This window comes from Roseovarius litoreus (assembly GCF_900142765.1).
In the GTDB taxonomy this organism is placed as follows: domain Bacteria; phylum Pseudomonadota; class Alphaproteobacteria; order Rhodobacterales; family Rhodobacteraceae; genus Roseovarius; species Roseovarius litoreus.
In genome coordinates this window covers 187,059-198,976 of sequence record NZ_FRCB01000007.1, presented here as the reverse complement: position 1 = coordinate 198,976, position 11,918 = coordinate 187,059, and the positions used below count along the sequence as shown (strand labels likewise).

At 63.0% G+C, this 11,918-nt stretch carries 11 protein-coding genes, 4 tRNA genes and 1 pseudogene; 6 read left to right on the top strand and 10 right to left on the bottom strand.

Annotated features, from left to right (window positions below; translation table 11 throughout):
• A pseudogene (locus F3H35_RS14350) lies at positions 1 to 170 on the bottom strand (5-aminolevulinate synthase); the annotation flags it as partial.
• Between the two features lie 222 nt (positions 171 to 392).
• Here F3H35_RS14350 and F3H35_RS14345 point away from each other — a divergent pair.
• Both F3H35_RS14345 and F3H35_RS14340 read left to right on the top strand, forming a co-directional pair.
• Positions 393 to 1,778, top strand: coding sequence for a M20/M25/M40 family metallo-hydrolase (locus F3H35_RS14345; protein WP_149780230.1), 1,386 nt, complete (start codon positions 393 to 395; stop codon positions 1,776 to 1,778).
• The gene (locus F3H35_RS14340; RefSeq protein ID WP_149780229.1) at positions 1,775 to 2,644 is read left to right on the top strand and encodes an alpha/beta fold hydrolase; all 870 of its coding nucleotides are present in this window, start codon (positions 1,775 to 1,777) and stop codon (positions 2,642 to 2,644) included. The genes F3H35_RS14345 and F3H35_RS14340 overlap by 4 nt, the downstream gene beginning before the upstream one ends.
• Here the strand turns inward: F3H35_RS14340 and F3H35_RS14335 are convergent.
• The 3 genes from F3H35_RS14335 to F3H35_RS14325 all read right to left on the bottom strand — a co-directional run bounded on the left by F3H35_RS14335 (position 2,625) and on the right by F3H35_RS14325 (position 3,073).
• Entirely contained in the window at positions 2,625 to 2,852 is a 228-nt protein-coding gene (locus F3H35_RS14335) for an RND transporter (RefSeq protein WP_188129980.1), read from the bottom strand. The two genes, F3H35_RS14340 and F3H35_RS14335, sit on opposite strands and share 20 nt — an antisense overlap.
• A gap of 33 nt (positions 2,853 to 2,885) precedes the next feature.
• Positions 2,886 to 2,962, bottom strand: a tRNA-Asp gene (locus F3H35_RS14330).
• Positions 2,963 to 2,996: 34 nt separating this feature from the next.
• Positions 2,997 to 3,073, bottom strand: a tRNA-Asp gene (locus F3H35_RS14325).
• Positions 3,074 to 3,303: 230 nt separating this feature from the next.
• Here F3H35_RS14325 and F3H35_RS19155 point away from each other — a divergent pair.
• Positions 3,304 to 3,435: a hypothetical protein gene (locus F3H35_RS19155; RefSeq protein WP_262975135.1), complete on the top strand. Its 132-nt coding sequence runs from the start codon at positions 3,304 to 3,306 to the stop codon at positions 3,433 to 3,435.
• Between the two features lie 109 nt (positions 3,436 to 3,544).
• Here the strand turns inward: F3H35_RS19155 and F3H35_RS14320 are convergent.
• Positions 3,545 to 3,620 (bottom strand) — tRNA-Val (locus tag F3H35_RS14320).
• A gap of 440 nt (positions 3,621 to 4,060) precedes the next feature.
• On the opposite strand from F3H35_RS14320, the gene F3H35_RS18900 reads away from it, so the two are divergent.
• On the top strand, positions 4,061 to 4,234 hold the full coding sequence (locus F3H35_RS18900; RefSeq protein WP_188129979.1) for a hypothetical protein: 174 nt from the start codon (positions 4,061 to 4,063) through the stop codon (positions 4,232 to 4,234).
• 29 nt (positions 4,235 to 4,263) lie between these two features.
• Here F3H35_RS18900 and F3H35_RS14315 read toward each other — a convergent pair whose 3' ends face one another.
• The 3 genes from F3H35_RS14315 to F3H35_RS14305 form a co-directional block, all read right to left on the bottom strand.
• Positions 4,264 to 4,851 (bottom strand): transglutaminase-like cysteine peptidase, encoded by a 588-nt coding sequence (locus F3H35_RS14315; protein ID WP_223228423.1) that lies wholly within the window; start codon positions 4,849 to 4,851, stop codon positions 4,264 to 4,266.
• A 453-nt stretch (positions 4,852 to 5,304) separates the two neighbouring features.
• Positions 5,305 to 5,379, bottom strand: a tRNA-Val gene (locus tag F3H35_RS14310).
• 19 nt (positions 5,380 to 5,398) lie between these two features.
• Positions 5,399 to 5,914: an HU family DNA-binding protein gene (locus F3H35_RS14305; protein WP_149780227.1), complete on the bottom strand. Its 516-nt coding sequence runs from the start codon at positions 5,912 to 5,914 to the stop codon at positions 5,399 to 5,401.
• Between the two features lie 128 nt (positions 5,915 to 6,042).
• Here F3H35_RS14305 and F3H35_RS14300 point away from each other — a divergent pair, with 128 nt between their 5' ends.
• A complete protein-coding gene (locus tag F3H35_RS14300) occupies positions 6,043 to 6,234 on the top strand; it encodes a hypothetical protein (RefSeq protein WP_149780226.1) in 192 nt (63 codons plus the stop codon).
• 263 nt (positions 6,235 to 6,497) lie between these two features.
• Here the strand turns inward: F3H35_RS14300 and lon are convergent, their stop codons facing one another.
• Both lon and tgt read right to left on the bottom strand, forming a co-directional pair.
• The gene (gene lon / locus F3H35_RS14295) at positions 6,498 to 8,909 is read right to left on the bottom strand and encodes an endopeptidase La (RefSeq protein WP_149780225.1); all 2,412 of its coding nucleotides are present in this window, start codon (positions 8,907 to 8,909) and stop codon (positions 6,498 to 6,500) included.
• A gap of 243 nt (positions 8,910 to 9,152) precedes the next feature.
• On the bottom strand, positions 9,153 to 10,292 hold the full coding sequence (gene tgt / locus F3H35_RS14290) for a tRNA guanosine(34) transglycosylase Tgt (protein WP_149780224.1): 1,140 nt from the start codon (positions 10,290 to 10,292) through the stop codon (positions 9,153 to 9,155).
• 153 nt (positions 10,293 to 10,445) lie between these two features.
• On the opposite strand from tgt, the gene rimK reads away from it, so the two are divergent.
• On the top strand, positions 10,446 to 11,864 hold the full coding sequence (rimK, locus tag F3H35_RS14285; protein WP_149780223.1) for a 30S ribosomal protein S6--L-glutamate ligase: 1,419 nt from the start codon (positions 10,446 to 10,448) through the stop codon (positions 11,862 to 11,864).
• Positions 11,865 to 11,918 lie beyond the last annotated feature (54 nt).

Sequence of the window (11,918 nt, the reverse complement as noted above, 5' to 3'; positions counted from 1 at the left end):
AGATAGTCGTTGCCGCACCAGACGGTGATCGGCTGCTCGGTGCCGTCGGGACGGCGCCATGTGGCATGCGGAAACTGGCCATTGCGGCGTTCGATGTCGATGAAGGTCCGGTAGCGGCCTTCCTGATGCAGACGATCGATCGCGTCGTCCAGCTTCGCCGTGTAATCCACTGGCGTCCCCTCCTTCGTAGCTTCCGCCTGACCATTCGGTCTCTGCGGATGGCGCACATGGTGCGACATATTCATTAACGGTGATGCATATAGAACCAGCACCTTGCACGCAACAGGTTACAAATTGCCGCGCGCCGGTCCTTGACCTGGATCAATCGCGCTGGACAGCAGACTCGGGCCTGTTACCCTTGCTAGCACATAGCAGTTACACAAGGATTGACCATGTCACTGGACGCCGTTCTGGCCCGCATTGACGACCAGTTGCCCGCCGCCACCGACCGGCTGCTCGAGCTGTTGCGCATTCCCTCGATCTCGACCGATCCGGCCTACAAACAGCCCTGCTCCGAGGCCGCCGATTGGCTGGTGGAGGACCTCAAATCCCTTGGAATAAAGGCAGAGAAGCGCATCACCCTCGGTCATCCGATGGTAGTGGGCCATGTCGCGGGCGACGGCCCGCACCTGCTGTTTTATGGTCATTACGACGTGCAGCCCGTCGATCCGCTGGAGCTGTGGGACAGCGACCCCTTCGCGCCCTGCGTCGAAGAGACGCCCAAGGGCCGCGTGATCCGGGGCCGGGGCAGTTCGGACGACAAGGGCCAGCTGATGACCTTCGTCGAGGCCTGCCGCGCCTGGCGCGAGGTGAACGGCGCCCTGCCCTGCGCGATCACCTTCTTCTTCGAGGGCGAGGAAGAATCAGGGTCGCCCTCATTGGTGCCTTTCATGACGGAAAACGCCGACGAGCTGCGCGCCGATATCGCGCTGATCTGCGACACCGGCCTCTTCCAGTCGCGCACGCCTGCCATCGTCACCATGCTGCGCGGCATGGTCGGCGAGCAGATCACCGTACAAGGCCCCGACATGGACCTGCATTCGGGCTTTTTCGGCGGGCTGGCGATGAACCCGATCCGCGCCCTGTCGAAGATCCTCGCCGATATCCACGATGACGAGGGCCGCGTCACGATCCCCGGCTTTTATGACGGCATCCCCGATCTCTCACCCGAGATGCGCGCCCAATGGGAGGCCCTGGGTTTCGACTGGCAGGGGTTTCTGGGGTCAGTCGGCCTGTCGCAGCCTGCAGGCGAAGCGGATCGTACCCCGCTCGAGATGATCTGGTCGCGCCCCACCGCCGAGGTCAACGGCATCTGGGGCGGTTATACGGGCGATGGCTTCAAGACGGTGCTGCCCGCCAAGGCCCATGCCAAGATCAGCTTCCGGCTGGTCGAGGGGCAGGACCCCGACCGCATCCGCGACGCCTTCCGCGCCTTCGTGCGCGCCCGCCTGCCCCAGGATTGCAGGATCGAGTTCAAACCCCATGGCGGATCAGCGGCCTCGGTCATGGAAACCTCCGACCCCGCCTTCGAGGCCGCGCGACAGGCCCTGTCCGAGGAATGGCCCGAGCCTGCGGCCTATGTGGGGTGCGGTGGGTCGATCCCGATCGCGGGGCATTTCGGCTCGATCCTGGGCATGAACGCCATGCTGATCGGCTTTGGCAAGGATGACGACGCGATCCATTCCCCGAACGAGAAATACGATCTGGAAAGCTTCCACAAGGGCATCCGAAGCTGGGCGCGGATCCTTGACGCCCTGTCGCGCAAAGGCGCTGCATGAGCGTGATCCCCGGCTTCACCGATCACACCGCACGGGTGAACGGTGTGACCATCGCCTATAGCAGCGGCGGGGATGGCCCGCCGCTGGTGCTTTTGCACGGTTTTCCGCAGACCCGTGCGATGTGGGCGCATATCGCGCCGGGAATGGCCCGGACGCATCGGGTGATCTGCCCCGATCTGCGCGGCTATGGCGCCTCGTCCAAGCCGCCGGACGTGGCCGATTACAGCTTTCGACAGATGGCGCGGGATATCTGCGCGCTGATGGATCAGCTGGGCCATGCGCGCTTCGCGCTCGCGGGGCATGATCGCGGCGGGCGCGTGGCGCACAGGCTGGCGCTCGATGCGCCGCACCGGCTGACGCGGCTATGCGTGATGGATATCGTGCCGACCCACACGCTGCTGAGCGATCTCAAGCTCGCGGTGGCGCGGGCCTATTACCACTGGTTTTTCCTCGCACAGCCCGCCCCCTTTCCCGAAACCCTGATCGGGCACGACCCCGACGCCTATTTCCAGTCGTGCCTTTTGGGATGGGGCGGCGCGCGGCTCGAGGATTTCGATGCGGGCCAGCTTGCGGCTTACCGCGCGGCTTGGCGTGACCCGGACACGATCCGTGGCATGTGCAACGATTATCGCGCAGCACTCGATCATGATGTCACCGACGATGCCCGCGATCTCAACCAGCGCGTCGCCTGTCCGTTTCTCGTGCTCTACGGGGCGGATGGGGCGATGGCCCGCCAGTATGACGTGGCCGCGACATGGGAGCCCAAGGCGCTCGATGCGCGCGCCCAAGCCATCCCGGGCGGGCATTTCTTCCCTGACACCGCCCCCAAGGCGACGCTTGCCGCGCTCAGCGCGTTTTTCGACTGAGCGCCCGCAGCCCCTTGGCGGCCAACAGCAGCCAGGGCAGCCCGTGCAACCCCAGATCGAACCAGTCGATGACGCGCACCAGATCGCCCGCCGCCAACATCTTGAGCTTTTCCCAAAGATGCGGCTCGGGGCTGAACGGCGCCAGCCCAAGCGTGGCGCAGAGCACCAGCACGACCCAAAACGGCAGCTGATCCAGTATCCGCAACATGGCATCGCTCCGGCGTGAGGTAAGGGGAAGAAGTGGCGCGGTTGACGGGGCTCGAACCCGCGACCCCCGGCGTGACAGGCCGGTACTCTAACCAACTGAGCTACAACCGCGCAATCACGTCTTGGTCGATCATCTGGACAGCGGTGGCGCGGTTGACGGGGCTCGAACCCGCGACCCCCGGCGTGACAGGCCGGTACTCTAACCAACTGAGCTACAACCGCTCGCTGCCCGCCCGATCGCTCAGGCGTGATGCGCTTCTTAGGGGCAGCGCCGCGTGGCGTCAAGCGCCCGTTTCGGAAAATTCACGATCCGCGCCACCTGCCCTTATGGCCTTGCACGACACGGCCCAAATCCCGGGGGTGCGGCGCTGCGGCGCAGGCAGCAGCGGCGCTCTTGCTTGGTGCCTGCGCGGGCCTATTTCCGCATGGTCCAACAACAAAGGAGATGCGCGATGTTCAAGGGACTGTTCAGCGCCATGCTGATCATCACCGGTTTCCTGGTGGTTCTGCCGGCCCTCATGATCCTGGCCCTCGAAGGCCCCGACTGGTTCGAACGCTGGCAGCAGATGTCACCGATTCTTTAAGTCTTGTTACCCGGCGCGGCATCACCCGGACCGCCGCGCCGACCCATGCCCAGACCCGCCACATCGCGCGCGGGGCAACTGAGCAGGCAAAACCGGAGATTGGGGATCATGGTGGGTCGTGAGGGACTCGAACCCCCGACATCTTCGGTGTAAACGAAGCGCTCTACCAACTGAGCTAACGACCCGCGCCGAAGCCTCTTAGCCAAGTGCGCCCCCCCGCGCAAGAGGCAGAACCCGGCAATCGGACGCTCCAACGGGATGCACGCGCCGTGCGCCGCGCGCGCATATGCGCTCCGCACGAAAGGCAAACCCTTCAGTCTCGGTTCACGCGGCGCCGCTCTCGCCAGCGCCGGAAATCGCGCCAACTGATAGCGCATTCCTCGCCGACAGCCTGCTGCGTCCAAAGGGTCCGCCGACTGCCCTTGGAACCGCCTTCTATCCATTTCGCAGCCACAGAAACGACGAGAACAGCCTAACGTAACGTCACTATGACACGACCTTACGCTGTGCCGCGCATATCACCTTACGTCGCGATCCCGACGGCCCCCGCCACACCAAAGCTGTGCGAACCGCCGTTCGGGCCTCAGGCCCGCGTCGTGACGCCCTGCAAGGGGCATGGCACGGCATGACCGAAAAGATACTGCTGCTGTTGCTTGTGGCCACGCTGGCGATCGGCCTCTACCTCGTCGCTTCGCCCTACGAGAACTGCATACGGACCTTTGCGAGCGAAACGCGGGACACCACAGGTATTTTGATTCTGAACTACAAGCAGCTCTGCAAGGATCATATGCGGTGGTAATGCGGTCGTGCGGGCAGGCAGGACCGGTCTCAGCGCGGACGAAACCCACCGACCCAACGGCGCGGATCCTGGGGGTTCTGCATCCTGAGGAAAATATACGCGGAAGCGCGCCAATCGATGACATCATCGGTCAGGTTATCCAGCAGGAAATCCCCCTTGGACGATCTGTAGATCAGAACCGCATGCGGTATGCGGCGCCGGTCAAGCACCGTCGCAAGCAACAGGGTCTTGGGGTCAAGCCCGTGCCGGATCAGCTCTTTTTTCTTCAAGAGCGCGTAATCCTCGCAATCCCCGCCCGCTTTCGTCGGCAAGGACCAATGATCCGATCGCCCATATTGCTGGCGGTCGGACACGGCCCGCACGGCGCGGTTCACCTCGCGGTTGACCATGGCGATCAGCGCAAGTTGCTCCGCCTCGGACGGCCCCGCGCCAGCCCTTCGGTCCGTGCAGGCCCAGTCATAGCGCGCGCAAAGCTCCCGCGCCGCATTGGGCGGGTCCATCTGCAATGTGGCTTCAAGATAGGCGTTCGCCGTGGTCCCGGCAGAAGCCGCAACAGGCAGTGCCGCCAGCAACAGCGCGCAGATGCCGGACAGGCGTTTTGACAGACGGCATGGCATCGCAAGACCCATGGAAAGACCCCCATTCGCCCGGCGAAATCCATGGTCCCGATCGCAATGTCATGCCGCGACAGGGGCCAATCCGGGCGCGCCCTCTGCCATGATTGGCCGGGGCGCAAGTGCCGCAACAGGCCGATCCATCACCGGCCTCTCGGATGGAGGTGTCCCTAGCATGGCGCGTGCCGCGCCTCGTGTGCGCCAAAGACATGCAGCTTGAAATATCGCTACGCCGCTCGCGATCTGGAGACATTTGACGAGGACGCGCGCGGTTTTCACCCTTCGATAGAGGGCAAAACCCGAAAGTGACGGCTTGCGCCGATCAAAAGAGGGAACAGATCACGCAGCCCAAGCCGTCAGCGGGGCCGCACCTATGACAGCGCGCAGATCAGGCACCGCTCTCGTGTCAGAGCATGGCCGGTGTCGCAGGACATCGGCCTGCCGTCATAGGGGAAATGGTGGGTGATAAGAGATTCGAACTCCTGACATCTTCGATGTGAACGAAGCGCTCTACCACTGAGCTAATCACCCGTTGGCGCGGTGTTTAGCGTCAGTCGTCGTCCTCTGCAACACTCTCTTTCGCTTTATCCTGTCCCGATGCATCGGATTTTCCCTGACGCAGCTTGAGCACGATAATGCGCGCGTTCGCGGTTTCGCGGAGGCGCTGATGCTTGATCTTGCCCAGCGGCGGCAGGTTGAGATCGCGCCCCTCGCCGATCAACTCGGCCAGCACGTCGATCACCGCGTCCACAGCCGGTTTGGCGTCCTTTTTCTTCAGCCCCGACCGCTCGACCACAAGGTCGATCAGTTCCTTTTTCTTGACCTCGTCCCCGGCGACTTTCGGCTTGGTTTCCGACACGACGCTCAGGCTGGGCTTGGGGGATGCGGGTTCGGCCGTCTGCGCGGCCGGTGCTGCGGAAGGCGCGGGACGTGCCGCCTCGGCGGGCTTCTTGGGCTCGGCTGCCTTTGTGTCGGGCTTGCCGGTTGTCGCGCTACCGGTTGTCGCGCTTCCGGTACCTGTGCCGCCACTGCCTGTTTTAGCGGATGTTTTCTGCTGCGTCGCCATATCGGGCCTCAATTGTTACTCATTCGTTGCGACGATACCCTGATTGTTTATCTTAAGCTAGCTGTCTGTTGACGCAGCATTCACGCTCACCATAGTATTTGCCACAAGATATAGATCGGGGGCTCGTTATGAAAACCACACTTACCAGCATCATCTTTGTTGCCGCCTTCAGCGGTGCGGCTCTGGCGGGCGGGCTTTCTGACCCGGTCGTCGCACCCGAAGTCGTCGCCGCAGAGGCCGCGGCCGATTCCGACAAGGTGGGCGGGCTCATTGCCGCCCTCGCCGTCATCCTGATCATCGCCGGCAAGGGCGGACTTTAAAGCGTTTCGCGAAAACCCGGCTCACGGATTTTCGCGACATGCCGTTCCATCGTTGCACGTATTCCGCCTTTGGCTGATGCATCAGGGTAAAGGCACAACGCTTTGGACGCAGACGGCGCCCCGCGCTGTCCCTGCCCTGCCCGCCCGCAGCTGGCCATAGTCACTTGGCCACAGTCACCTGGCCATTGTGCACCCACGCAAGCGAAAGGCCCTGCCGGATCGTCCGACAGGGCCTTTACAAGTCTCAACGCAGACCGGCTGGCTTAATGGGCCGTGGCGCTCTTGGCCGTGTCCTCACCCTTCAGCGCGGCTTCGGCTGCGGCGGCCTCTTCGGCCTCCTCATCCCATTCCACCGGCTCGGGCTGACGCACCAGCGCCAGTTTCAGCACATCGCGCACGTGATCGACGGGGATGATATCCAACCCCTCTTTCACATTGTCCGGGATCTCGGTCAGGTCCTTCTCGTTCTCACGCGGAATGAGCACCGTCTTGATCCCGCCACGCAGGGCCGCCAGAAGCTTTTCCTTCAGCCCGCCGATCGCCAGCGCATTGCCGCGCAGCGTGACCTCGCCGGTCATGGCGATGTCCTTGCGCACCGGAATACCGGTCAGCACCGACACGATCGACGTCACCATCGCCAGACCCGCCGACGGGCCATCCTTGGGCGTCGCGCCTTCGGGGACGTGCACGTGGATATCCCACTTCTCGAAGCGCGGCGGCTTCACGCCGATTTCGGGCGCGATCGACCGGACATAGGAACTGGCCGCATCGATCGATTCCTTCATCACATCGCCAAGCGTGCCGGTGGTCTTCATCCGGCCCTTGCCCGGCAGGCGCACCGCTTCGATGTTCAAAAGCTCGCCGCCGACCGACGTATAGGCCAGCCCGGTCACGACACCGACCTGATCCTTCTCTTCGGCCAGACCATACTTGAACTTTCGCACACCAAGGAAGTCGTCGATATTCTCCGACGTGACCTTCACCGACTTGGTTTCACCCTTGATGATCTGCGTCACCGCCTTGCGCGCCACCTTGGCGATTTCGCGCTCGAGGTTCCGCACACCGGCCTCGCGGGTGTAGTGCCGGATGATATCGGTCAGCGCATCATCGGCCAGCTCGAACTCACCCTTGCGCAGACCGTGGTTCTTGATCTGCTTGGCGATGAGATGCTGCTTGGCGATCTCGCGCTTTTCGTCCTCGGTGTAACCAGCGAGCGGGATGATCTCCATCCGGTCCAGAAGCGGCCCCGGCATGTTGTAGCTGTTGGCCGTGGTCAGGAACATCACGTTCGACAGATCGTATTCCACCTCAAGATAGTGGTCCACGAAGCTGCTGTTCTGTTCGGGGTCCAGAACCTCGAGCATCGCACTGGCGGGATCGCCACGGAAATCCTGACCCATCTTGTCGATCTCATCGAGCAGGATCAGCGGATTGGTCGTCTTGGCCTTTTTCAGCGCCTGGATGATCTTGCCGGGCATCGACCCGATATAGGTCCGGCGATGGCCGCGAATCTCGGATTCGTCGCGCACCCCGCCAAGCGAAATGCGGATGAACTCGCGCCCCGTGGCCTTGGCGACCGATTCCCCAAGCGATGTCTTGCCCACACCCGGCGGGCCGACAAGGCACAGGATCGGGCCTTTCAGCTTTTTCGAGCGTTGCTGCACCGCCAGATACTCGACGATCCGCTCCTTGACCTTCTCAAGCCCGTAATGGTCGGTGTCGAGGATCTTTTCCGCGCGGCCCAGATCCTTCTTCACGCGGGATTTCACACCCCACGGGATCGACAGCATCCAGTCCAGATAGTTGCGCACCACCGTCGCCTCGGCGCTCATCGGGCTCATGTTCTTGAGCTTTTTCAGCTCGCCCTCGGCCTTGTCGCGCGCTTCCTTGCTGAGCTTGGTCTTGGAGATGCGCTCTTCGAGCTCGGCAATCTCGCCTTCGCCCTCTTCGCCATCGCCCAATTCCTTCTGAATGGCCTTCATCTGCTCATTCAGGTAATATTCGCGCTGCGTGCGCTCCATCTGGGATTTCACGCGCGTCTTGATCTTCTTCTCGACCTGCAGAACGCTCATTTCGCCCTGCATCAGGCCGTAAACCTTTTCCAGACGCTCGCTGATCGACAGCGTCTCCAGAAGCTCCTGCTTTTGCGCGACGTCGATCCCCAGATGGCCTGCCACCAGATCGGCCAGCTTCGCGGGTTCCGCGGTTTCGCTGACGGCGGCCAACGCTTCTTCGGGGATGTTCTTCTTGACCTTGGCATAGCGCTCGAATTCGTCGCTGACCGTGCGCAAAAGCGCCTCGATCGTGGCCGGATCGCCCGGCATCTCGCTGAGATATTCGGCGCGCGCCTCGAAGAAATTCTCGTTCTCCAGATAATCGGTGATCTGCACCCGCGCGACACCTTCGACCAGCACCTTGACGGTGCCATCGGGCAGTTTCAGCAGTTGCAGCACATTGGCCAGAACGCCAGAGCGGTAAATCCCGTCTTCGGTCGGGTCGTCGATACTGGCGTCGATCTGGCTCGACAGCAGGATCTGTTTGTCGTCCTGCATCACCTCTTCCAGCGCGCGGACCGATTTTTCACGGCCGACGAACAGCGGCACGATCATGTGGGGGAAAACCACGATATCGCGCAGCGGCAGCACCGGATAGGATGAATTGAGAGGCTCTTGCATGCTCGTTTCCTTAATCTTGGCAGACGGTTCAGGCCCCTGCATCAGGCAGCCACACCCGTCTCCACGTTTCCTGCGGATATATCTGGGGCGGCCCCGCCCCGGTTTCAACCGAGTTGACCCAGTTTGCCCCTCTGGCCGGGGCTTCACAAGGGCTGTTTTAATGGCATTTCCCGCAAATGGGCGCAACCTGCTGCGCGCGTTTGGTTTTTGCCCTTCGCCGGTGCAAACCGCGTGCCGACTGCCTCAGAGCGGCGCGATATCGCCGGCCTCTCGCTCTTTGTGGAACGCCGCTTCCCAGTCGGCAAAGCGCCCCTCGGCGATGGCCCCGCGCATCCCGGCCATGATCTGCTGATAATAATGCAGGTTGTGCCATGTCAGCAGCATCGAGCTGATGATCTCCTGACTGCGGAACACGTGATGCAGATAGGCCCGGCTATAGCCCCGGCAGGCCGGACAGCTGCATTGATCATCCAGCGGGCGCGGATCGTCCTGATGGCGCGCGTTCTTGATGTTAAGCACCCCGTGCCGCGTGAACACCTGCCCGGTCCGCCCCGAGCGTGACGGCAGCACGCAATCCATCATGTCGATGCCGCGCTTGACCGCGCCCACGATGTCATCCGGCTTGCCCACCCCCATAAGGTAGCGCGGCTTGTCGGTCGGCAGATAGCCGGGCGCATAATCCAGCACGCCGAACATCGCCTCCTGCCCCTCGCCGACGGCCAGACCGCCCACCGCGTAGCCGTCAAAACCGATATCCACCAGCGCGCGCGCCGATTCCTCGCGCAGCTCCTGTGTCACACCGCCCTGCATGATCCCGAAAAGCGCGTGCCCCGGCCTGTCGCCGAACGCGTCCTTTGAGCGTTCCGCCCACCGCATGCTCAGCCGCATCGCGCGCGCCACCTCGTCATCGCTGGCGGGCAGTGCCGGGCATTCATCGAAACACATCACGATATCGCTGCCCAGAAGCCGCTGGATCTCCATCGAGCGTTCGGGCGTCAATTCGTGCCGTGATCCGTCGATATGGCTTTTGAAAGTCACCCCCTCTTCGGTCAGCTTGCGCAGCCCTGCAAGGCTCATCACCTGAAAGCCCCCCGAATCCGTCAGGATCGGCCGCTCCCAGTTCATGAAGCGATGCAAGCCGCCCAAACCCGCGATCCGCTCGGCGGTTGGCCTCAGCATCAGGTGATAGGTGTTGCCCAAGACGATATCCGCCCCCGTCTCGCGCACCGATCCCGGCAGCATCGCCTTGACCGTGGCCGCCGTTCCCACCGGCATGAAGGCCGGCGTGCGCACCTCGCCACGCGGCGTGTCGATCACCCCGGTCCTTGCCATCCCGTCCGTCGCCTGAAGTCGAAACCTGAAAGTCACCGGGTGCCCTCGCATCTGTCTTTGCGCGCCTCATAAAGCGGTTCGCCGCCACATGCAAAACCCTCCGACATCCCCCCGCTGCGCGCGCCGGGGTGTCTTGGCATCGTCACATTAATCAGGATATGGTCGTCAGTCACATCACCCTGCAGCGTGCGCAAAAGGAACCACATGACCGATACCCCCGACGAAACCCGGCAACTGAATTTCGGCTGGGAGGAGTGGGTGGCGCTGCCGGGCCTCGGCGTTCCGGCGATCCGGGCCAAGGTCGATACCGGCGCGCGCACGTCCGCGCTGCATGCCTTCGACATCGAAACCTTCGGCTCCTCCGCCAAGCCCAAGGTCCGCTTCACCGTGCATCCCATCCCCGGGCGTGACGATCTGGTGATCCCCTGCTCCGCCCCGATCGTAGACCGCCGCGAGGTGACCTCTTCGAACGGCGAAAAGGAGCTGCGCTACGTGATCGAATCCAACCTCGCCGTGAACGGCGACACCTGGCCGATCGAAATCACCCTGACCAACCGCTCCACGATGAATTCCCGGATGCTTCTGGGCCGTCAGGCGCTCAAGGATCATATCACGATCGTCGCGACCGACCGGTTCATGCAGCCCGAACTGAGCTATGATGTCTACCACACCGCCGAGATGCGACAGGCCGCCCCGGCCCGCGCCCTGCGCATCTGCGTACTCTCGCGTGAAGACAACTATTCCAACCGCCGTCTGGTCGAGGAAGGCGAGAAACGCGGCCATTCGGTCGAGGTCATCAATACCACGCGCTGCTACATGGCGATCAATGCCATGGCCCCCGAGGTGCATTACGACGGCAAGCGCCTGCCGCGCTATGACGCGATCATTCCCCGGATCGGCGCGTCGATCACCCCCTATGGCACCGCCATCATCCGCCAGTTCGAAACCATCGGCACCTATTGCGTGAACCCATCGGCGGGAATCACCGCCAGCCGCGACAAGCTCTATGCCCATCAGCTGATGGCGCGCGCCAAGATCGGGATGCCGAACACCGCCTTCGCCGCCTCGCCCAAGGACACCAGCAACCTGATCGGGCTGGTCGGCACGGCACCGCTGATCGTCAAGCTGCTGGAATCAAGCCAGGGCAAGGGCGTGGTGCTCGCCGAGACCCGCAAGGCCGCGGAATCGGTGATCGACGCCTTTCGGGGTCTGCGGGCCAATTTCCTCGTGCAGGATTTCGTCAAGGAATCCGCGGGCGAGGATATCCGCTGTCTCGTGATCGGCGGCAAGGTGGTCGCCTCGATGAAGCGGACCGGCGCGGATGGCGATTTCCGCTCGAACCTGCATCGCGGCGGCTCGGCCAAGTCGGTGCGCATCACCAAGCAGGAACGCGAAACCGCGATCCGCGCGGCTCGGGCCTTTGATCTGAACCTTGCGGGCGTCGATCTCCTGCGCTCGGAAACCGGACCGAAGGTGCTCGAGGTGAATTCCTCTCCCGGCTTCGAGGGAATCGAGCAGTCGACCGGCAAGAACATCGTCGGCCTGCTCTATGACCAGATCGAATCCCGCGTTCGCCCCGTCCCGATCCGCCGCCGCCGCGCCGGCAGTTCCGAGGCCGAGTGACGCCCGATTGACCCGTTTGAAGGGCGATGTGTACGGATGGGACACAACCCGCGC

Excerpts from the sequence above, each read along its gene's own strand:
- F3H35_RS18900 (WP_188129979.1), top strand. The coding sequence starts at position 4,061 with ATGACCGAAAAGATACTGCTGCTGTTGCTTGTGGCCACGCTGGCGATC.
- F3H35_RS14340 (WP_149780229.1), top strand. The coding sequence starts at position 1,775 with ATGAGCGTGATCCCCGGCTTCACCGATCACACCGCACGGGTGAACGGT.
- F3H35_RS14315 (WP_223228423.1), bottom strand. The coding sequence starts at position 4,851 with ATGCCATGCCGTCTGTCAAAACGCCTGTCCGGCATCTGCGCGCTGTTG.
- lon (WP_149780225.1), bottom strand. The coding sequence starts at position 8,909 with ATGCAAGAGCCTCTCAATTCATCCTATCCGGTGCTGCCGCTGCGCGAT.
- rimK (WP_149780223.1), top strand. The coding sequence starts at position 10,446 with ATGACCGATACCCCCGACGAAACCCGGCAACTGAATTTCGGCTGGGAG.
- F3H35_RS14345 (WP_149780230.1), top strand. The coding sequence starts at position 393 with ATGTCACTGGACGCCGTTCTGGCCCGCATTGACGACCAGTTGCCCGCC.
- F3H35_RS14335 (WP_188129980.1), bottom strand. The coding sequence starts at position 2,852 with ATGTTGCGGATACTGGATCAGCTGCCGTTTTGGGTCGTGCTGGTGCTC.
- F3H35_RS14300 (WP_149780226.1), top strand. The coding sequence starts at position 6,043 with ATGAAAACCACACTTACCAGCATCATCTTTGTTGCCGCCTTCAGCGGT.
- F3H35_RS19155 (WP_262975135.1), top strand. The coding sequence starts at position 3,304 with ATGTTCAAGGGACTGTTCAGCGCCATGCTGATCATCACCGGTTTCCTG.
- F3H35_RS14305 (WP_149780227.1), bottom strand. The coding sequence starts at position 5,914 with ATGGCGACGCAGCAGAAAACATCCGCTAAAACAGGCAGTGGCGGCACA.
- tgt (WP_149780224.1), bottom strand. The coding sequence starts at position 10,292 with ATGCGAGGGCACCCGGTGACTTTCAGGTTTCGACTTCAGGCGACGGAC.